This is a genomic window from Paenibacillus sp. SJS-P3, assembly GCF_056711585.1.
The window spans coordinates 878,289-899,368 of record NZ_CM160043.1; the positions used below are offsets into that span (position 1 = coordinate 878,289).

A 21,080-nucleotide genomic window follows, 5' to 3' on the forward strand; every position below is an offset into this window, starting at 1 on the left:
TTGGATGGATTTCTCAATAATTATATACTATTTTTATATCAATACTATTTTCAGAAAGAAGGGGGGAGGGAAGTGCGACGCCGTATTCTTATGGTAACTCCTCTCGGTAATTTGAATCGTGATTTGACCAGGTTGGTAATACCCATTGCATTACAGAACCTCATCACAGCAACAGTCATTACGGTAGACGTAGTGATGTTAGGTGTAATTAGTCAGTCTGCAATGTCCGCTGTATCTTTGGCAGGTCAAATTACCTTTGTATTGACCCTATTCTATATGGGACTGTCAACAGGGGCAGGAATTCTTACTGCCCAGTATTGGGGGAAGAGAGATGTAAAGACGATACAAAGCGTCCTTAGTATCGCTTGTATATTTTCGATTTGCATATCTATTTTCTTTTTTGGATTATCACTGATTTTTCCAGATATGCTGATGCGCTTTTTTACGGATGACGAAGAGTTAATTCGATACGGCTCGGGTTTTCTGCAAGTGATCTCATTTTCTTATCTCGCTATGGGAGCTTCACAGATGTACCTGAGTGTCATAAGAAGCATGGAGAATGCACGGTTGAGTGCATGGATTAGCTCTTTGTGTCTGATTCTAAACATCCTGTTCAATGTACTTTGTATATTTGTATTTTTCCCTGACATGCCTGAAAAGGCGATAAAGGCTGTAGCTACAGCAACTGTTTGCGCACGATTCATTGAACTTGGTTGTTGTATTGTGCATTCTATTACACGGGGGAATATTAAATTTCAATGGCCTAAGCGTGATGGTATTCAGTTGAAATTGCTTAAGGATTTTTTGAAATACACTGTGCCTGTTCAGGGTAATTATATCGTTTGGGGCTGCGCTTTGACGGCATCGGCGGCGATTATAGGACATGTAAGCGCTGATATGGTTGCAGCTAATTCTGTCGCAACAGTAGTGAAAAATTTAGCCATCGTATTATGCGGAGGTATTGCGAGCGGTGGATCTGTGCTTATCGGTAAATATCTGGGCAACGGTGAACTGGATATGGCCAAAAGAGCCGGCAACAAGATAACCTTCTATGCTCTCCTATTTGGAGTTTTAGCAGGGTTCACCATTTTTCTGATAAAACCGCTGGTCTTTAGTATGGTGAGCTTAAATGATACTGCTCAAGGCTATCTTAACAGTATGCTTTATATCTGCGCTTTCTACTGTATTGCTAAATCGATAAACTCCACAACCATCGGAGGTATTTTCACTGCAGGAGGAGACGCCAAATTTGGTTTTTGGTGCGACACTGTCGCGATGTGGGGAATAATATTGCCATTAAGTTATTTGTGTGCTTTCTTGTGGCATGTTCATCCCATTGTTCTATACGCAGTAATCAGTTTAGATGAATGGATTAAGCTTCCAGCCTCAATCATTCGTTTTCGCCAGTATAAGTGGATAAAGAATATTACGAGAGATTTTGATGAAGCAAGGTAAGAACGAAGAGTTCTGTAGTTTCAATTACTTGATAATCGCTATAGGACCCTGTTTAGAAAAGCAAATATAAAGGAGTATGGCATATGAACATTAAAGAAAGAATGGCAAGCATCCAATTGTTCACCGACCATGACTCTAATTACCCGGAGCAAGCGGCCGAGCTAGCCCGTGCACGCCAGAGAGGTAAGGCTCTGTGCTTTGAAATTAATCGTTTGCATCCCGATGACACAGAAGGACGCTTGAAACTGATGAAAGAACTGTTTGGAAGCATTGGAGAGAATGTATGGATGGAGCCCCCAATCCGGATGGCATATGGTTCTAACACCACGGTAGGCAGCAACGTGTACATTAACTTCAATTTAACCGTTGTAGATGATTATAAGGTTACGATTGGAAATAATGTTATGTTTGGTCCTAACGTAACCATTGCAGTAACCAATCATCCCATACATCCCGACGTGCGCAGGGAAGGTGGAATGTTTGCCCTGCCAGTGGTTATTGAGGATGATGTTTGGATCGGCAGCGGTGCAATTATTGTCCCAGGAGTCACCATTGGAAAGGGCAGTGTCATTGGGGCTGGAAGTGTAGTTGTTAAGGATATCCCTGAAAACGTAGTTGCTGTTGGAAACCCATGTAGGGTTCTCCGTGAAATTACAGAAAACGACAGAGTTTATTATTACAAAAACATGCGTGTGGATCAGGTTCAATGGTAAATTTACTTTCAATGAAAGAATATAGTGGAGTGATTCCATGGAGCAACCAGTGGTGAACGGTCGCTCCATCTTTGATTTAGCTGAAAGCCGAATAATTTCGAGTATGCGGAGGCAGTGGTACTGCCAGCAGCAATGGTCTGGACCTCCCTTTTTTGTAAGAAAAATCGGTTCTCCTATAACCTGTGGATGCTAATAACAGGGATTCCAAATCAAAAAGGGCCGGGCTTCTCTTCGATGCCCGGCCCTCTATTCTTGTGCCTGCTTAGTAGCCAGATCCGAAAACCACGCCTTGTGGGGCAATCGCATCGATTTGGGCAAAGTCAAAGTCATCCTGTGTCAGCTCAACGTCTAGAATGGGGCATGGACAAGCCCTCGGGCAATTCCACCGAAATTCCGAGTGTGCTCTTTTTAGCTTTTTAAGTGATACGCTGAACCGTACCATAAGTGACGGCAAGTTTTTGCTGAATTAGTGAAAAGGGCACAAACCATTTTTTGATTGACTAGTTAGTCAATAATGCTATATAGTACATTCGAGGTGGTCATACCAATGTCGGCGAAAAGAAATGAACGGAATGATAAAAATAAGGAGGAGCGCAGGAATCAAATTTTGGAGGCAGCATTGGAAGTGTTCGCGCGGCGAGGCTTCGTCGGAACGAAAGCGAGCGACATTTCCAAGCGTGCTGGCCTCAGCCATGGGCTGACTTACCATTACTTTGAATCGAAGGACGAAATATTTACTGAGTTAGTCGAGGATGCTCTAAAGTCCGCGGCGATGGTCATCGACTATGCGATCATGCAGCCTGGCAATTCAGTTGCTAAGTTAAATTGGTTGACTGAAACAATTCTTACGCATACGGGGCAGAGTTCCTCCTATAATTTTTTACTTATGATGCAGGCTTTCACGATGGAATCCATTCCGCCCAAGGCCAAGGAGTTAGTGGAGCGGCATGAAGGGTTACCGAGGATAAAGATGGCGGAATTGGTTCGAAAAGGTCAAGAGGAAGGCTTCTTCATGGAAGGGGATCCCCAGCAATTAGCCTATCTCTATCTTTCCACAATACAGGGCTTGAATTTCAGTTGGTTTGCAGCGGGACAATCTTATCCCATAAACCCAGATCAAGTTAATAAGCTGCTATTAAAATAGAACGACACCCAACGAGTAGTGGGAAAGGAATGCATCATTATGAGATCATGGATGAAACACGAGGATCCGAATAATAAATACGGAGCCACGTTTACCCTCGGCGACAGGGAAATCGAACTTCCTTCAGGTGCGGTGATTTCCGTAACCAGAGGTGAGCAGTTCAATATTCCAAGGTTAATTATCAACGGGATTGTAAATCAATTTATTATGAAAGCCATGACGAAGAATGAAGATTTACTTTATGCCGAACTTAGCGGTCAGATGCAAGGGGGAATTGGCCAAACTTTAACCGTTTGGAAAGACGGAAAGCGGATGAATCGCTTTAGGACAAGCGGTTCGCACAACTTTGCACGGAAATTCTTTAGTTGGGTCTTTTATAGCGGGAAGGTACAGTCTTACTTTTTGACATGGCCGCACCAGGGGGCTCTTCCATCCTCAGAGGAGATAACGGATTTCGTTAAGATACATGGTCGGCATTTTGACGGCGGGATATTAATCAAGAAAGCAAATCATTCGATCCAATTAAAAAAAGATGCGTAATAACGGGAAAACTGACTATAAAGGCGTTGCATCAACAAACAGTTTAACTTGCCGATACAAACAGCTCGGTGAACCGTATCATAAGTAAATGAGGTTTTTTGATAGTTTGGTTTACCACTTTTTTTATAATCAACCTAAATGAATACTGCAATTCAATAAATGAGCAGGCTCATAATGGCCTGCTCATTTACTGCTTTTATGATTTAGAAACTAAATTTAAAGGTTGCTTAACCAGAAATGCCAATACCTCCGGAAGCAGCAAAGGACGTTTCAATATGATGTATCATGCATTTCAATACAATTTTCTACTAATGGAATACTATGATCCTCTCTTGATGACCGCCGCAAAAGGCTTACAAGAAATTAATATTATATTGATATTGAATTAATATTGAGCTGGTTTAATTGAATTGTATAAGATAAATCTACTAGGAGGAATATCTAGATGATTAATAAGAAAGTTGTGAAAACAGGAGCTACTCTAGCTCTTGCTTTAGCTATTACAGTTCCAGCAATATCACCGACAGCAGCGGCAGCTAAGGATAATAGTAAAATAGAATTTGTTAAATTTAACGGAATGAAAGCACCATCTACTATTGATGAAATGGTAAAAACGTATACAACTGCAACAGTTGATGTGAAATATAGCAATGGAAAAGTAAAAACATTTCCGTTGTCTTATAACTACCTTTTTAAATCGGAAGATAAGGTAGCAACAGTTAAAGGGGAAAAAATCCCTGCAGGTACACCGATTGATGTGAACGGAAATCCAATCGTTGATCCAAGTAGTACAGATGGAAAATACTTTGTTTCAGATGCTCCGGATTCAAATAGTTTATTAATGCCAAATGACGGCAAACTTTATATGGTTACACATTATGAATATCAAACAGTTGATGCTGCTGGTCAATCAGCTTACGGTTTAGTTCCAGCATCTATGTCTTTAACTGAGATGGATCAGGACAAAAAAACAGGTGAACTTAAACCTGCCAATGTTAAAAAAATTGATTTTTCAGCAGTAAATGGACTTTGGATTCCATGTAATGGATCTTTATCACCTTGGAATACACACTTAGGTTCAGAAGAATATGAGCCAGATGCTCGCCAATTTGCAGATCCTACATCAAAAACAAGAAGTCAAGTTGAAACATTTGCTCAATTCTATTTTGGAGATAAAGCAAAGGCTAATCCTTATTTCTATGGCTACACCCCTGAAATTACTGTAGATAAAAAGGGTAAAGTATCAGTTGAAAAACATTACAGCACAGGACGTTTCTCACATGAGTTGGCTAAAGTAATGCCTGATAACAAAACTGTATTTTACGGTGATGATGGCGGTAATACAGGAATGTTTATGTATGTAGCCGATAAAGCAAAAGATTTATCAGCGGGTACACTATACGCAGCGAAATTTAAACAAACAGGAACTGAGAATGGTGGTTCAGGAGACTTACAATGGATTAATTTAGGACATGCAACGGATAAAGAAGTGAAAAATATTATTGACAGCGGCATTACATTCAATGATATTTTTGAAGCTTCTGATGTACCTAAAGAAGGTTTTACAGCGATAAAACAATATTCATATGGTAAAACAGAATATCTAAAACTTAAACCTGGTAAAGAAAAAGCAGCGGCCTTCCTTGAAACACGCCGATACGCAGCAATGCTTGGTGCGACTACTGAATTTAACAAAATGGAAGGTGTAGCGTTAAACGAAAAGGATAAAAAAGTATATATTGCTATTTCCGATCAAAGTAAGAGCATGGAAAAAGATTCAACAGGAAAAGATCCAGCAGACCATATCCAATTACCAAAAATTAAAGCTGGTGTAACTTATCAATTAGATTTGCAAGGTGGTCAAAAGGATAGCGGAGGAAAAGTTATTGATAGCTCTTATGTAGCACCATCAATGCATGGATTGGTAGTAGGGGAGGATCTTCCTAAAGCTGATGCATATGGAAACACTGCAAATGTAGACAAAGTAGCGAATCCAGATAACTTAAGTTATTCAGAAGCAATGAGAACCCTCTTTATTGGTGAAGATAGCGGTGCTCACACAAATAACTTTGTTTGGGCATATAATGTTGATACGAAAGACTTGCAACGTATTTTATCTGTCCCAGCCGGAGCGGAAGCAACAGGATTATTTGCTGCAGATGACCGCAATGGTTTCTCATACATTTTCAGTAATTTCCAACATCCTGGTGATGAAGTAGATAGTAAGTCAATTACAGCTGTTAACAAAGATGAATTAGTTAAAGCTGTTGACGAACAAATTGGTATTAATAAAACAGGTGGTATTGGTTATATCTCTGGTATACCTTCTTTAACAAAATATAATAATGGTAAATATCAAAAAGACTTAGAAATAGATAATGAAGGAAAATAAGTTTAGGGAAAAGCTAAGTGAACGAGCACAAATTTAAGTATCAGCAACTGATGTAGCAGGGAATATATGTGCTTCCAGTAAACCGTACCATAATAGGTGCGGTTTTTTCTTTCATAGCTTTTAAAATCAAAGCCTTCTTTATGTCGAATTATTATCAGAATTCTGACGAGTTTAAAAGTTGCACTCTATTGGACAGCGGTACGAGAATTAGGAAAATGAATATTGACCGTGTTCTAAATAATAAATCTTAAAAAACAAACCTCATTTAGATATATCACGGTGAACCGTACGATAAGTGATGATAAAATTAGAAAACGATTCCAATAAGCCCAAGGGAACCACGACGCTAGTTGTACGAGAGGCATCAAGAATATACATGTTAGATAATGTACATGATAGTTTAGAAATGAAAGAAACATTCAAGCCGTTAGAAATGGTATATTTTCACCAATTAACCCGTGTATATACATTGACAATCCTCCGCTTCATATAGCATAGTTACTATAACTGAATATTGCCTCATGTTATGGTGAGGTAGAGGTGCGGCGTTTAACAGTTTGTAGCGGAGCTTGAGAAGGCGATGAGGCTATGAAGAAGGAAATGCCGCCGAAGTGGGTAATACGCTCCGTATTGCTTGCTGGGTCTGCAGTTAAGAGCTGCAGGACTGTCTCAATGAACCTCCCCGTTCATTGAGTTGAGCTATCTTCCCAGGGAAGCAGAGGCATGTAAGGTACTAGGCATAGTGCGGCCCGAGCTGATCTCAGGCCGCTTTTTGTTTTGAAAAAAGAGATATCGGGAGGATAAAAAAATGAAGATGAAAACAAAGGTTTTTTCGATCTTGCTGCTTTCAACGATGCTTATGATAGCGGGCTGCGGTTCAAATGGAGATTCCGGATCCACGGCTGAAGATACGTTCAAGGTTGGATTGGAAGCGGGTTACGCACCGTTCAACTGGACTCAAAAAGATGATTCCAATGGCGGCGTAAGCATCGCCGGAACTTCTGAATTCGCAGGCGGCTACGATGTGGAAATAGCGAAGAAGATCGCAGACGGCTTGGGCAAGAAGCTTGAGATTGTGAAGACGGAGTGGGATGGACTTGTTCCAGCCTTGACTTCGGGCAAGATCGACGCGATCATTGCCGGGATGTCCCCTACCGCAGAGCGCAAGGAAACGATTGATTTCTCCGAAAACTACTACAAATCCAACTTGGTGATGGTCGTGAAAAAAGGCGGGAAATATGAAGGCGCCACTTCCATCCAGGATTTTAACGGAGCGAAAGTGACGGCTCAATTAAACACCTTCCACTATTCGGTCATTGACCAAATTTCGGGCGTATCCAAGCAGACGGCGATGGACAACTTCCCGGTGATGAGAGTTGCGCTTGAGTCCGGAATGATCGACGGTTATGTCTCGGAGCGCCCGGAGGCGGTGAGCGCTTCTGCAGCCAACGGCAACCTCGTCATGGTCGAATTCAAGGATGGCTTCCAAACCTCCGAGGATGACACGGCGATTGCGGTCGGCCTCAAGAAGGGCAGCGAATATACGGCGAAAATCAACGATATTCTAAAAGGAATTTCGGAAGAGCAGCGCACAAGCATCATGGATGCAGCGATAAAAAATCAGCCTGCGTCTAAATAGTGCCAACGGAGAACCGGCTGTATGCCATACAGTCGGTTTTGTAATGAATGAATGGGAGGCATCGGCATGAGTTTGGAATGGATCTTGAAAATTGTCGAAGAAAACTGGCAGATGTTCCTGCGCGGGGCAGGGATGACGCTCTTGATCTCATTGGTGGGAACCGTCATCGGCGCCTTCATCGGCTTATTGGCAGGCGTGATAAGAACGATACCGACGCCTGGGCGTGTCGCCCAGCGAGTTTTGCTCAAGAGCGCGAACTTTCTTTTGACGGTATATATTGAAGTGTTCCGCGGCACGCCTATGATCGTGCAGGCTGTAGTCATTTATTACGGTTCGGCACTGGCTTTCGACTTCAACATGAATGTGCTCACCGCAGCATTTATTGTCGTGTCCGTCAATACGGGAGCTTATATGGCGGAAATAGTTCGGGGCGGAATTCTGTCTGTCGATAAAGGACAGTTCGAAGCGGCTCATGCGATCGGCATGAATCACATGCAGATGATGGCCAACATTATTTTACCGCAGGTCATCCGCAATATTTTGCCGGCAACAGGCAACCAATTCGTGATCAATATCAAAGATACCTCTGTACTTAACGTGATTTCCGTCTCGGAGCTGTATTTCCTGACGAAGTCGGTTGCGGGCAACAACTTCCGGTATTTTGAATCCTTCTTTGTCGCATGCGTGATTTACTTTGTCATGACCTTTACCGTCACGAGAATTTTGCGCTATTTCGAAAAAAGGCTGGATGGTTCCAAAAGCTACGAGATGGAACCCGCCCGATAAGCAAGAGGAGACAGAAACCTATGGAAAAAGTCATTGAAATCCAACATCTCAATAAAAGCTACGGCATGAATGAAGTGCTGAAAAATATCGGATTTTCCGTCCATCAGGGCGAAGTGGTCACGATTATCGGCTCCTCGGGCTCGGGGAAGTCGACGCTGCTCCGCTGCATCAACCTTCTGGAGATTCCCAGCGGCGGGGAAATCCATTATCGGGGCCAGAATATTCTGGATGGCAGCCACCATATTCCCTCCTATCGTAAAAAGCTGGGGATGGTGTTCCAGCAATTCAATCTGTTTGAGAATCATGATGTGCTGAGCAATTGCATGGTCGGCCAGATCAAAGTGTTGAAGCGCTCCAAGGCTGAAGCGGAACAAACGGCTCGGAAATATTTGAAGGTAGTAGGCATGGAAGCTTATATCAACGCCAGGCCCCAGCAATTGTCGGGCGGCCAGAAGCAGCGCGTGGCGATTGCCAGAGCGTTGTCCATGGAGCCCGATGTCCTGTTGTTCGATGAGCCTACATCTGCCCTCGATCCCGAGATGGTAGGCGAGGTGCTCAAGGTGATGAAGGAGCTGGCCCATTCCGGCCTGACGATGCTCATCGTCACGCATGAAATGGATTTTGCAAGGGAAGTGTCGGATCGGGTGGTGTTCATGGATAAAGGCGTCATCGCCGAAGAAGGGACACCGGAGCAAATGTTTAGCCGGCCTAAGCAAGAACGCACGAGGGAATTCCTGAAGAGGACATTCGTCGAGCATGATCGGGCCTGAGCTCAATGATTTAATGAGCTCTTGAAGGTCGGTCGCGTGAATGCCTTCTCCGGTCATTGCGCTAGCTGGCGACCATGAACGGAATGCGGGGGTTTGTGTACTTAAAATGGTTTTTTTGGGGCTTTCCCGTAAGCAGGGGGAAGTCCTTTCTGCTAGTTGGCCAGCGGAAGCGGCCGCGCTTCAGGTGTGATAAGATGAAACGAGCAGCTAAGGTAAACCGGAAAAGCCAACCATGATAACGAGCAGTTGGAACCGAAAACTACAGGGCAATTGTACATAGACTCATTTCGTGTCCATCCAACCTTATATGAAATCGGAGTGTTCTCAATCATGACAACGAATCCAAAAGTAGATGGATTTATTCGAAAATCTAAAAAGTGGAAGGCAGAATATGAGAAGCTGAGAACGATCGTTCTTGACTGCGAGCTGACCGAAGACTTCAAGTGGATGCATCCTTGTTATACGTTCGAGAACAAAAACATCGTGATTATCCATGGGTTTAAAGATTACTGCGCGCTTCTGTTCCACAAAGGCGTCTTATTGAAGGATGCCCATGGCATTCTCATCAAACAAACGGAAAATGTACAGGCGGCGCGCCAGATTCGGTTCACCAATCTCCAAGAAATCGTTGATAAGGAAACGATCCTGAAAGCCTATATCAATGAAGCCATTGAAGTTGAAAAAGCCGGTTTGAAAGTGGAATTTAAAAAGAACACGGAATACGTCATTACAGAAGAATTTCAAACGAAACTCGATGAGATGCCTGCCTTGAAGGCTGCTTTTGAAGCCTTGACACCTGGAAGGCAGAGGGCCTACCTTCTTTATTTTGCTGCCCCCAAGCAATCCAAAACTCGAGCGTCGAGGGTGGAGAAATATACGCAGGCCATTCTCGAAGGCAAGGGATTGAATGATTAGGGCATGTTTGCAGGGCTGAGCGGACGCAATCATTATCGGAGCAGGCTTTAACCATAACCAAGCCCCGATTCTGTTGGCAGATAGGGAAACGAGGCTCAAACGAGGCTAAATAAAACAACACAACGAGGCTGCCGCAGATTATAAGGCTGCCTCGTTTTTTTCAATTCCAGAGTGCTCATTTCATGGATGGAAGGAGCAAATAATCATGGGCATTATATTGGCAATTGGATTCATATGCATCCTAAGTTATCTTAGAGCCATCCATATCTCTCTTCAGAAAGGTTTGAAAAAGATGGATGAAACGAATCGATCTTAATGCTTACAATCCGACGCCGCCGACCGGACGGACGCGGATCGGCTCAATCTCGGCGATGAGCGGCCTCGCTTGGCCGATGACGGCAAGCACCTGCTCGTTGCGCAGGGAAGCGGCATGAGCATCCTCGTCCCGCCACAGCTCGGTAATCCAGATCGTGTCTTCGTCATCGACCGCTTCGTGGATGATGTAGAGCTCGCAGCCTTCCATCCGATCAAGGCTTTTGGAGGCATCCAGCAGAAGGCCGAGCAGCTCGGCACGCTTTCCTGGATGGGCTTTCATTTTACCGAACATCGCATATTTGCTCATGATCTCAATCCGCCTTTCGATGATATCGAGTGACGTTTCAGCATTTCGGCATAATGGGCCGCGGCTTCCGAGCTCACCTGCACCATCCGCTCGATGAGGCTGGCTGGCTCGATAATCGTCAGGGAGCGGCCGTAAGGAAGGAGGAAGTAAGGAACGAAGGTTCGGAGGGAATCCGCGCCGAGCCGCAGATGCAGCCTTTCCGGAAGCCGCTCTGCGACGGAGTGTCCGAACAGCCAGTGGCGGCACAGCTCCCCGAGCGCAAGCGGCGCTCCTTCCAGGACGACGTCGACGAGCTGCTCCTGCTCCAGCGCTCCAGGCATCAGGCTGTTCAGCAGATGCTCCTTGGCGGAGAAGCCCTCCGGCTTCTCGAACCGGAGGCTGCTGCTCTCGACGCTTCGGATACGGTCGGCACGGAAGCTTCGCAGCTCTCCGCGAAGCCTGCAGAATCCAACCGTATACCACGCCCCCTTCCAATGGACGATTCCGTACGGATCGAATTCCCGGCGTCTTGAAGCGGTGCTTGAACCGGATTTTCCGTGACCCTTGTCGTAATCCATGATGACCGTCTCGCCTGAGGCGGCGGCCTTCTCCAGCTCCCGGAGAGCTTCTTGCTCTCGCGGGCCGATCGGGGAATGGACGACTTCCAGCCCCTCCGCGTGTCTGTCCAGGCGGCTCCGCTGTTCTTCCGTGGAGTATCGCATGAGCTTGTCCAGCGCATGAGCGAGGTCGCCGCTGTAAGGATAGCCTGCTTCCCGGGCGAATACGGAGGCTTGGACGAGCGCGCGCTGCTCATTCGGATCGAAGAATAGAGGCGATTCGCTGAACGAATCCAGAATCCGGTAGCCGCCGTTCGGGCCGGAATCGGCCAGGATCGGAACGCCGCTGGCGCAAAGGGAATCGATGCAGCGGTAGATCGTGCGCACATGCACCTCCAGCGACTCCGCCAGCTGTCCGGCGGTCATCTTGCGGCCGGACCGCAGCAGCCAGAGAATCGAGAGCATATTGTCCGCTTTGGCCATTGTCCTCATTCCCTTCTCGAATATCCGTCACGTCATCTGTCATTCAGGGCAGGGGAGCCATTCCCTTCTCCACCCAGGTATCATAACTCGGGCCGTATACATCCGGAACGCGCAGGCCCGCCTGCCGCATCAGCACCGTCATCTGCCCCCGGTGATGGGCCTGGTGCATGATGGTGAAGCGGAGCGAAGCTCCGTTCGCCCAGAGCTCGCCGCCGATCTCCTGCTTTTGAAGCAAAGCCTCATCGCTCCATCCGGAGCGGACGGCATCTGCAATATCGCGGCTGACGCGCCTGTATTCCGATGCAATCCCGTCTGCGGAACCCCTCTGTCCGGCATCTGCTGCCGTGAAGTCCAATCCCATGGAAGCCATATAACCGATCGACTCCGCCAGATGCCAGGCAATAGCTCCGAGCGTGCGGCGGTTTGCCGCCACCGGCTGGGCGAGCGATTCATCGGTCAGGGCGTCCAGTACGCCTGCGGTCAGCTCCGCTTCCGCTCTCCATTCCTTTTCAAAATCCTCGATTGATGCAAACATCAAGCATCCCTCCACTGGGGCGGCCATGCCGCCGATTCCGTTACAGAACAAGCATAACGTACAATCCCTGACAGATGCGGTCAGTGATTGGAAGGTTTACTTTACAATTTTCCCGTTGACGTATGTACGCCCTGCCATCGAAGCCTCAAGACACCCACGTGTCGAGAGCTGTTGTGCTGATGTAGATCTTTCCAAAGCATGATCTCTTCCATCCTATCCGAAGAAAATATCCATGTCACGGAATAAATGGGCATGAATGGATGAATGGATGGCTGGATCGGAATTTCTTCACGTCAAATCCGGGTCCAGATCGGGCAGCTTTTCGCTCTCTTCGACCAAAGGGAGCAATGGTACCGGACCAGGCGCGGCTGAAGCGGACTGAGGCTGGAATTCACGCCTTTCTTCAGCACATAGGGGACGAAGCCGCTGCCGACAAAGATGAGGGCTTTCGCCAAATGCCCCTCCTCCATCAGCCAGGCGGTGGCGGAGCCCGCGGCGAAGTCGAGCCATACCATCTGATGGAAAGCATGCTTCGGCAGGATGAAGATGAACTGGCTCTTGCGGACGAACGGAATGGGGACGGTCATAGCCTGGCCTCCTTGCAAAGGAAAAATGGTATGGACCATCCTATTCGCTAGGTGAATTGTCCCATTCCAGGTGAAGGCCGGTCCCGATCAGCTTCGCCATGAAGTTCTCATGCCCGCCCGCTTCGGAATCGGTCCGGCGTATCGCCGGTCAGGCGGCGAAAGGTCGCGATGAAGTGGCTGACGTCGCGGAAGCCGGTCTGGCCGGCAATGACGCGCAGCGGCTCGCCCGGACGGCTGAGCAGCAGCTCGCGGGCTCGGCGGATGCGCAGCCGTACGAGGTAGGCGTAGGGAGACAGGCCGAACAAGGCTCGGAACAGCGTGTTGAGCCGGCGGCCGGAGAGGCCTGCGGCTGCGGCCAGATCCCGAGCCCGATCGCCGGCTGATGAAGATTGGCCTCCAGCCAGGACAGCAGCGGCTCGAGCTGGCGCAGCCGCTGCGACACGCCGGCGGCTTCGTCGGTGCTGGAGTACGTGCGCAGCGCCAGCAGGAAGCGGTACGCTTGCTGGGACGATTCCAGCCCGAGCGGATCGGCTCGGCCTTCGAGCACCTCCAAGCTGTTCAGCAGCAGGCTGTCCAGGGGAGATCCGGGCTCCCAGCGGTAGAGCGCCGGACTGGACAGCGTCAGCGACGCCAAGAGGCCCGGCAGCTCGGATCCGGCAAAGGTCAGATAAGCCGTCTGCCAGACGCCGCCGCTGCTGCGGTAGCGATGGGCCTCTCGCGGCGGCAGGAGCAGTCCGCTGCCGGGCGGCAGCGTCTCCGCATGGCCTTGCCAGGAGACGCGCCCTTCGCCGGCGAGCGTCTGCAGCCAGTGGTAGACCGGGTAGCCGTCTCCGCGATGGAACGGCTCCTGGTCCGGGTTGAAGCCGATGCTTTCCAGCTGGACCGGCAGAGGCCTGTCCTGCAGCTGGACGGGAACGACCCGGCGATGTCCGGCGATGTTCATCGTTATGCGCCTCCTGAGCTCATCTTAGTTCCATATTCTTATATAGGCCAGCCATAAGATTGGATTTTAAGGAGATCGTTCCTTTTTTAAAATGAAGATATCCTTATATTACACCTGGAAGAGGTGCCTGATCATGATAAATTCGAAGCTGCCCAAGATTTGGTATGGAGGCGATTACAATCCCGAGCAGTGGGACGGGGACACCTGGACGGAGGACCACCGGATGTTCAAGCTGGCGGGCATCGACGTCGCCACGATCAACGTGTTCTCCTGGGCTCTCGATCAGCCGGACGAAAATACGTACGACTTTGCCTGGCTCGACGAGCAGTTCGAGCTGCTCCACGGGCAGGGCATCGGCATCTGTCTGGCGACCGGCACGGGAGCCCATCCGGCGTGGATGGCGAAGCGCTATCCCGAGGTGCTGCGGGTGGATTGGGAAGGCCGCAAGCGCCGCTTCGGCGGGCGCCACAATTCCTGCCCGAACAGCCCGGTCTACCGCCGCTATTCCACGGCGCTGGCAGGCAAGCTGGCGGAGCGCTACGGCCGGCACCCGGCTCTGCTCATCTGGCATATCAGCAACGAGTACGGCGGCTATTGCTATTGCGACAACTGCGCGGCGGCCTTCCGCGGCTGGCTGAGGCAGCGGTACGGCTCGCTGCAGGAGCTGAACCGCGTCTGGAATACCCGGTTCTGGGGCCATACCTTCTACGACTGGGAGGAGATCGTGCCGCCTAACGCGCTCAGCGAGGAATGGGGAGGCAGCCGCACCAACTTCCAGGGCATCTCGCTGGACTATCGCCGCTTCCAGTCGGACAGCCTGCTGGACTGCTTCAAGCTGGAGCGCGATGCGGTCAAGGCGTCGACGCCCGATATCCAGGTGACGACGAACCTGATGGGCTTCTATCCGGAGCTGGATTACTTCAAATGGGGCAAGGAGATGGACATCGTCTCCTGGGACAACTACCCGTCCATCGATACGCCGCCGAGCTTCACGGCGATGGCGCATGATCTCATGCGGGGACTGCGCGGCGGCCAGCCGTTCATGCTGATGGAGCAGACGCCGAGCCAGCAGAACTGGCAGGCGTACAACTCGTTGAAGCGTCCCGGCGTCATGCGGCTGTGGAGCTGGCAGGCGGTGGCCAGAGGAGCGGACACGGTCATGTTCTTCCAGCTTCGGCGCTCCGTCGGAGCGTGCGAGAAATACCACGGCGCCGTCATCGAGCATTCCGGCCATGAGCATACGCGGGTATTCCGCGAGGTCGCGGAGCTCGGGCGCGAGCTGCGGCAGCTCGGCGATACGCTGCTGGACGCAAGGGCGGATTCCAAGGTCGGCATCGTCTTCGACTGGGAGAACCGCTGGGCGACGGAGCTGAGCAGCGGTCCGACGGTGGCGCTGAACTATGCGCAGGAAGTCCACAAGTATTACGATGCGCTGTACAGCCAGCATATCCAGGCGGACATCATCGGAGTCGAGGAGGACTTCTCCCGCTACGATCTCGTCATCGCTCCCGTGATGTACATGGTGAAGCCAGGCTTCGCGGACAAGGCGGAAGCCTTCGCCGCAGCCGGAGGAGCGTTCGTCACGACGTTTTTCAGCGGCATCGTCGATCAGAACGACCTCGTCAGAACCGGCGGTTATCCAGGCGAGCTGCGCAAGCTGCTCGGCATCTGGTCCGAGGAGATCGATGCGCTTCTGCCCGAGCAGCGCAACGTGATCGTCATGGCGGCAACCGGAGAGCTTGCGGGCGGTTCGGACGCTCAAGGCGGCAGCGGACGGAGCGGCGGCCCGCGCGCCGGAGCCGGCATGCGTTCCGAGTATGAGTGCGGCCTGCTCTGCGACTTGATCCATAGCGAAGGAGCGGAGGTGATGGCTGTCTTCGGCGACGACTTCTACCGCGGCATGCCGGCTCTGACCGTGAACAAGTTCGGCGAGGGAGAAGCCTGGTACGTCGCCTCCAGCCCGGAGCCGGCTTTCCTCCGTGACTTCCTCGGAAGCCTGTGCAGCGGACGCGGCATCCAAGCGCTTGTGGAAGAGGCGTCTGCAGAGCTGGAAGCCGCCGTCCGCGTCAAAGACGGAAAACGATACCTGTTCCTGCTCAACCATGGGGCGGATGAGGGATGGGCGGAGCTTACGGCAGGCGAGGGCGTCGATCTGCTGACCGGAGCGACCGTCGGCGGACGTGTCTCCGTGCCGGGAAAAGGCGTGCGGATCGTACAATCCGGCCGGATTTCATAAGCAATTATGCTAAAATAGCCCTTAGAGGGCAGGAAGCCCCAGCCATACGAGGGAGGATCTGCCGATGAACGGAATTACGCCTCATGCGGGCGCCGGGCCCATTGTCGTACCTGTGCCCGAACATTTCAATTACCTTGCCGCCCTGGCTTATTTGAGCCGCTCCAGCGATGAAGCTCTCTATGCCGTTGAGGGGGATTCGCTGGTCAAGCTGTTCGCGCGAGGCGGAGAAGAGATTCTGGTCCAGGTGGATTACGAGGAGGAGAGCGGCGTCTTGCCGGCCGCCGGCCGTCTCGTCGCCTCCTTCCCGATGGGAGACAGTCCTTCCGCGGACATGAGGGAGCTTATCGGGACCTACATGATGGAATGGTTCGATCTGGACCGGGACCTGGAGCCGTTCTATGTCCTCACGGAGAGCAGCGATCTGCTGCGCGAGGCCGGCCGGACGTTCCGCGGACTGCGGATGATCGGCATCCCCGATCTGTTCGAGGCGGTCTGCTGGGCGATCATCGGGCAGCAGATCAATCTGGCGTTCGCTTACACGCTCAAAAAAAGGTTCACCGAGACGTTCGGCCGTTCCGTGAGATGGAACGGGCGCGAATATTGGGCTTTCCCGGAGCCGGCTGCGGTTGCTTCGCTGGAGCCGGCCGACATTATGGCGCTGCAGATGACCGGCCGCAAGTCCGAATATCTGATCGGGGCCGCCCGTCTGGTCGCGGACGGTTCGCTGGACAAGCAGTCGCTGCTCGAGGCGGGCTGGGAAGGCGCGGAAAGCAAGCTGGTCTCTATTCGCGGCATCGGCTTGTGGACAGCCCATTATGTCATGATGCGCTGCTTGCGCATGCCGGAGGCGCTGCCGGCCGCCGATGTCGGTCTGCTGAACGCGATCAAGGCAGCCGGCGGCATGGAACGCAGGCCGACGGCGGATGAAGCCAGGGAGCTTGCACGGCCATGGAAGGGCTGGGAGGCCTATGCGACTTTTTATCTATGGAGAACCCTGTATTGATAGATGGGAAGCAAGCAGCCTCGACCAGGACGATCGGACCCGAACCGCAATAATTAGAAGGCGTCTCCGCCAGGGGACGCCTGTTTTTTAATCTCTTTTGGAGCCTCATCCGCCGCTGGAAGCGCTTGCCGGCAGGAGAGCGGATGCCTGTTCGTGCCCAAAGGATGGGATGGATGCCTATCGCAGAAATTTATTTCATTAATTGATAAAATTCGACAGTAATAGACATTAGTTCGATGGTACTATGTGGGAAAGAGTTTATGTGTATATCGGCCTATTGGTGTTGGCACACAAATAATGGATGCTAGAGAAGGAGATGGCGATTTGAATAAGGTCATGCCGAAAATTGTCATTTTGGGCGGGGGCGTAGCAGGAATGAGCGCTGCCCATGAGCTCGCGGAGAGAGGCTTCAACGTTTCCGTCTACGAGGCAAGGTCCATACCGGGAGGCAAAGCCCGAAGCATGGATGTGAAGGGAAGCGGCACCGAGGGGAGAAAGGATCTTCCCGGAGAGCATGGCTTCCGCTTCTTCCCTAAGTTCTACAAGCATCTTCCCGACACGATGAAGCGAATTCCCTTCCCGGGAAACAAACGCGGCGTCTTCGATAATCTGGTGGAGGGCACTCGGCTCGGCGTCGCATTCGACGATCGGCCGATGCAGCCGTTCGTGACGGAGTTCCCGGCGAACTCCTCCGACTGGAAAGTGCTGCTGGAATCCATTTTCGGCAACGATCTGGGCCTGACCCGGGCGGAAGCCGAGCACTATGCCGGCAAGCTCTACCAGCTTGCCTCCAGCAGCGACCTCCGCCGATACCTGGAATACCAGCGTGTCTCCTGGTGGGATTTCATCGAAGCGGACAAGCAATCCCAGCAGTTCCAGCGCATTCTCGCAGGGCTGTCCCGCATTCTTGTCGCCGCCAAGGCCAAGGAGGCGAACGCCTGCACGATCGGAACGGTGGGAGCGACCTTGATGATGGACATGATCACTCCGGGAGGCAGCGCCGACCGGCTGCTGAACGCTCCGACCAACGAAGCCTGGCTGAAGCCGTGGCAGGACTATCTGCTCTCGCTCGGGGTCGAGTTCCATCGGAATGCCCGGGTCAAATCGATTGCCTGCCAGGACGGCGCCGTGGCCGGCGTCGCCGTCGTCATCGACGGCGAGGAGCGGACGGTTGTGGCGGATGCCTACATATCTGCATTGCCCGTAGAGGTCATGGCGGGACTCGTCACGCCGGAGCTTGCCAAGGCCGATCCTCTCCTCGGCAAGCTCAGGACGCTCAGCGAATCCGTCGAATGGATGAACGGCATCCAGTTCTATCTCAACGAGGACGTCGAGCTGATTCACGGGCATATCATCTGCATGGACAGCCCTTGGGCGCTGACGCTCGTCTCGCAGAAGCAGTTCTGGCCCGGCACCGATCTGTCCCAATACGGCAACGGGCGGGTACGGGGAGTCATTTCGGTCGATATCTCGGATTGGCAGGAGAAAGGCATCCTTTACGACCGTCCCGCCATGCAATGCTCGGCCGAGGAGATCAAGAACGAGGTGTGGGCCCAGCTCAAGAAAAGCTTCAACCATGAAGCGGAGCTGCTGCGCGACGATCAGCTGGAGCATTGGTTCCTCGACGAGGACATCCAGTTTCCCAATCCGAATTCAGTGACCAACATGGAGCCGCTGCTCGTCAACAGGGTGCATACATGGGATTTGAGGCCCAATGCCTATACGGCCGTGCCGAATCTGTTCCTTGCTTCCGATTACGTGCGCACCAATACGGATCTCGCCACGATGGAGGGCGCGAACGAGGCAGCCCGCAGAGCCGTCAACGCCATCATCGATCATTATGATCTCAAGGCCGACAAATGCAAGATATGGGATATGTACCAATACGATTGGCTGATCTTGAACCGGAGCAGGGACAAATCCCGGTGGGAAAACGGGCTGCCCTGGAACGGCAGAATCGTCGGCTAGAGTGGATAGGAAGGATTTCCTGCCGTGATTGAAAATATAATTGCACGCGAATTCCAAGGGCTGATGTATTATCTGACCGCATGCCTGCTCTTCTTGATCATTACTCCCAGAGTGTCGTTCATACGCCATGGCCGCAAAATCCTGTTCGTTCTCATCCTGATCGTCCAGAGCTACTTCTATCTGGCCTACGAAGAGATCGATCCCTTGGTCTACGCGCTCCATCTGACGCCGGTGTGCGTCGCCATGGTCGCCTTGTTCGAGGGGTGGATTCCAGGGACGGCAACGGCGGCGGCATTCGTATTGGGCAATGTCTTCATTGCGGGCAACGACTGGCTTCCGCCCACCATAGCATGCGCCGTCGTGACTGTGCTGGGCATCATCTTCCATTACCGGATCAAGCTGCCGGAGTCGATCAGGCTCATGATCATGCTGCATATTCTCTTGACCCTTGTTCATATCGGAATCAATTACGGCTTTATGGCCGAACAGGGATTCGAATTCAACCTGACGGAAGTGCTGTTGATTACAGCGGGCTCCATCCTCTCCGCCCCGCTTGTATCCTACACCTACTATTTGGTGAAGCACCAGGAGAGGCTGACCGAGGAGCTGTTCAACGCGGAGAAATACCATCTCATCGGGCAGCTGACCGCCTCCATCTCGCATGAGGTGCGCAACCCGCTGACGACGGCCAGAGGCTTCCTCCAGCTTATGGGCAAGCCGGGACTGGACCAGCAGGCGATGGACCGATACCGCAACCATGCCCTTGAAGGCATCGACGGAGCCAATGCCATCATTACCGATTATCTCAATTATTCCAAGCCCTCCGTCGACGAGCCGAAGCCGCTCGATATCCGGCAGGAGCTCAGCAGCGTCGAGCAGTGGGTCAAGCCTCTATGCGTCATGTCGGGCATCGAGTTCGTGACGAGCCATTCGACGGAAGAGCCGCTCATCATTGTCGGGGACTCCAAGAAATTCCAGCAATGCCTGCTGAATATCATGAAGAACGGAATCGAGTCGATGCCGGAAGGCGGCGTTCTTGCCATCAGCACGAGGCAGGAGAACGACAAGGCTCTGATCTTCATCCGGGATACGGGAGTGGGGATGAACGAACAGCAGCTGAAGCGCATCGGGATGCCGTTCTATACGACCAAGGACAAGGGAACCGGACTCGGACTCATGGTCGTGACCAACCTGATCAAGGCGATGGGCGGCCGGACGTATTATCGCAGCAAGCCGAATCAGGGGACGATCTGCGAGGTTCATTTGCCGCTGGCGCCGGATCCGCCGGCCTCTTGATCGTCGAGCCGGCGGAGCGTCAATGTCCAGGCGGCGTCATCCGGCCCGACATGGTTGCCCGATTGCCGGAGAAGCCTGTTCAGCGGAGCGGACAGATCAAGCAGCGTCAGCAGGTCGCTGCGTTGGAGCGCGATCAGCTGATAAGCGGTTCGCGCTCCTTTGCCGTTCGGACCGTGCAGGGCGCCCGGAAGGGGAGTTCCGTTGACCGCAAGCGCGGGAAGAATGGAACTGCCGCCTGTTATGGCTATGTCGGCCAGATAGATTCCGCCCGCTTTGATCCGGATTGCGCCGGTTGAGCTCAGCGATAAGGCTGGATGCCGGGCCGGGCAGCTTTTGCTGAACGCCAGCCCAGGCTGCGGCGCATCGGCCGAGCATCGCCTGCAGCCGGTGAAACGAATCATGCCGTCGTTCCCGCCGGATCGGCCGGCGGAGGATGCGCAAGTCATGGGATGCCTTCTTCCGCTTTGTATTCTGTCTTCCCAGCTATCTTATGCAGGAGCCGAGAGGAGAACGACGC

At 51.5% G+C, this 21,080-nt stretch carries 19 protein-coding genes, 1 pseudogene and 1 riboswitch; of the genes and pseudogenes, 13 read left to right on the forward strand and 7 right to left on the reverse strand.

Annotated features, from left to right (window positions below; translation table 11 throughout):
• Window positions 1–72 precede the first annotated feature (72 nt).
• The 9 genes from AC06G8_RS04005 (at window position 73) to AC06G8_RS04045 (ending at window position 10,354) form a co-directional block, all read left to right on the forward strand.
• On the forward strand, window positions 73–1,455 hold the full coding sequence (locus AC06G8_RS04005) for an MATE family efflux transporter (RefSeq protein ID WP_480284447.1): 1,383 nt from the start codon (window positions 73–75) through the stop codon (window positions 1,453–1,455).
• 83 nt (window positions 1,456–1,538) lie between these two features.
• The gene (locus AC06G8_RS04010) at window positions 1,539–2,168 is read left to right on the forward strand and encodes a sugar O-acetyltransferase (protein ID WP_447662410.1); all 630 of its coding nucleotides are present in this window, start codon (window positions 1,539–1,541) and stop codon (window positions 2,166–2,168) included.
• Window positions 2,169–2,715: 547 nt separating this feature from the next.
• On the forward strand, window positions 2,716–3,312 hold the full coding sequence (locus tag AC06G8_RS04015) for a TetR/AcrR family transcriptional regulator (protein WP_480284448.1): 597 nt from the start codon (window positions 2,716–2,718) through the stop codon (window positions 3,310–3,312).
• Between the two features lie 39 nt (window positions 3,313–3,351).
• Window positions 3,352–3,852: a hypothetical protein gene (locus AC06G8_RS04020; RefSeq protein ID WP_480284449.1), complete on the forward strand. Its 501-nt coding sequence runs from the start codon at window positions 3,352–3,354 to the stop codon at window positions 3,850–3,852.
• Window positions 3,853–4,297: 445 nt separating this feature from the next.
• Complete coding sequence (locus AC06G8_RS04025) at window positions 4,298–6,244, forward strand: PhoX family protein (protein WP_480284450.1); 1,947 nt, start codon at window positions 4,298–4,300, stop codon at window positions 6,242–6,244.
• Between the two features lie 527 nt (window positions 6,245–6,771).
• Window positions 6,772–6,954: riboswitch (Lysine riboswitch) on the forward strand.
• 104 nt (window positions 6,955–7,058) lie between these two features.
• A complete protein-coding gene (locus AC06G8_RS04030; protein ID WP_480285382.1) occupies window positions 7,059–7,883 on the forward strand; it encodes a transporter substrate-binding domain-containing protein in 825 nt (274 codons plus the stop codon).
• Between the two features lie 66 nt (window positions 7,884–7,949).
• Window positions 7,950–8,669, forward strand: a complete 720-nt coding sequence (locus tag AC06G8_RS04035) for an amino acid ABC transporter permease (RefSeq protein WP_480284451.1) — start codon at window positions 7,950–7,952, stop codon at window positions 8,667–8,669.
• Between the two features lie 20 nt (window positions 8,670–8,689).
• On the forward strand, window positions 8,690–9,439 hold the full coding sequence (locus AC06G8_RS04040; protein ID WP_480284452.1) for an amino acid ABC transporter ATP-binding protein: 750 nt from the start codon (window positions 8,690–8,692) through the stop codon (window positions 9,437–9,439).
• Between the two features lie 330 nt (window positions 9,440–9,769).
• A complete protein-coding gene (locus tag AC06G8_RS04045; protein ID WP_480284453.1) occupies window positions 9,770–10,354 on the forward strand; it encodes a YdeI/OmpD-associated family protein in 585 nt (194 codons plus the stop codon).
• 319 nt (window positions 10,355–10,673) lie between these two features.
• Here AC06G8_RS04045 and AC06G8_RS04050 read toward each other — a convergent pair whose 3' ends face one another.
• The 6 genes and pseudogenes from AC06G8_RS04050 to AC06G8_RS04075 form a co-directional block, all read right to left on the reverse strand.
• Window positions 10,674–10,976, reverse strand: coding sequence for a putative quinol monooxygenase (locus tag AC06G8_RS04050; RefSeq protein WP_447662422.1), 303 nt, complete (start codon window positions 10,974–10,976; stop codon window positions 10,674–10,676).
• Window positions 10,973–11,995, reverse strand: a complete 1,023-nt coding sequence (locus tag AC06G8_RS04055; RefSeq protein WP_480284454.1) for a helix-turn-helix transcriptional regulator — start codon at window positions 11,993–11,995, stop codon at window positions 10,973–10,975. The genes AC06G8_RS04050 and AC06G8_RS04055 overlap by 4 nt, the downstream gene beginning before the upstream one ends.
• Before the next feature lie 43 nt (window positions 11,996–12,038).
• On the reverse strand, window positions 12,039–12,530 hold the full coding sequence (locus AC06G8_RS04060; RefSeq protein ID WP_480284455.1) for a DinB family protein: 492 nt from the start codon (window positions 12,528–12,530) through the stop codon (window positions 12,039–12,041).
• A 293-nt stretch (window positions 12,531–12,823) separates the two neighbouring features.
• A complete protein-coding gene (locus AC06G8_RS04065; protein ID WP_447662425.1) occupies window positions 12,824–13,117 on the reverse strand; it encodes a hypothetical protein in 294 nt (97 codons plus the stop codon).
• Window positions 13,118–13,224: 107 nt separating this feature from the next.
• The gene (locus AC06G8_RS04070; protein WP_480284456.1) at window positions 13,225–13,422 is read right to left on the reverse strand and encodes a helix-turn-helix domain-containing protein; all 198 of its coding nucleotides are present in this window, start codon (window positions 13,420–13,422) and stop codon (window positions 13,225–13,227) included.
• 215 nt (window positions 13,423–13,637) lie between these two features.
• Window positions 13,638–14,060: pseudogene (locus AC06G8_RS04075) on the reverse strand (AraC family ligand binding domain-containing protein); the annotation flags it as partial.
• Window positions 14,061–14,193: 133 nt separating this feature from the next.
• Here AC06G8_RS04075 and AC06G8_RS04080 point away from each other — a divergent pair.
• The 4 genes from AC06G8_RS04080 (at window position 14,194) to AC06G8_RS04095 (ending at window position 20,563) form a co-directional block, all read left to right on the forward strand.
• The gene (locus AC06G8_RS04080) at window positions 14,194–16,296 is read left to right on the forward strand and encodes a beta-galactosidase (RefSeq protein WP_480284457.1); all 2,103 of its coding nucleotides are present in this window, start codon (window positions 14,194–14,196) and stop codon (window positions 16,294–16,296) included.
• Window positions 16,297–16,360: 64 nt separating this feature from the next.
• Complete coding sequence (locus AC06G8_RS04085; RefSeq protein WP_480284458.1) at window positions 16,361–17,299, forward strand: DNA-3-methyladenine glycosylase family protein; 939 nt, start codon at window positions 16,361–16,363, stop codon at window positions 17,297–17,299.
• 324 nt (window positions 17,300–17,623) lie between these two features.
• Window positions 17,624–19,267, forward strand: a complete 1,644-nt coding sequence (locus tag AC06G8_RS04090) for a hydroxysqualene dehydroxylase (RefSeq protein ID WP_480284459.1) — start codon at window positions 17,624–17,626, stop codon at window positions 19,265–19,267.
• Window positions 19,268–19,291: 24 nt separating this feature from the next.
• Window positions 19,292–20,563, forward strand: a complete 1,272-nt coding sequence (locus AC06G8_RS04095; protein ID WP_447662431.1) for an ATP-binding protein — start codon at window positions 19,292–19,294, stop codon at window positions 20,561–20,563.
• On the opposite strand, the gene AC06G8_RS04100 is transcribed toward AC06G8_RS04095, so the two are convergent.
• Entirely contained in the window at window positions 20,527–21,009 is a 483-nt protein-coding gene (locus tag AC06G8_RS04100) for a hypothetical protein (RefSeq protein WP_447662433.1), read from the reverse strand. The genes AC06G8_RS04095 and AC06G8_RS04100 overlap by 37 nt on opposite strands.
• Window positions 21,010–21,080: the final 71 nt, after the last annotated feature.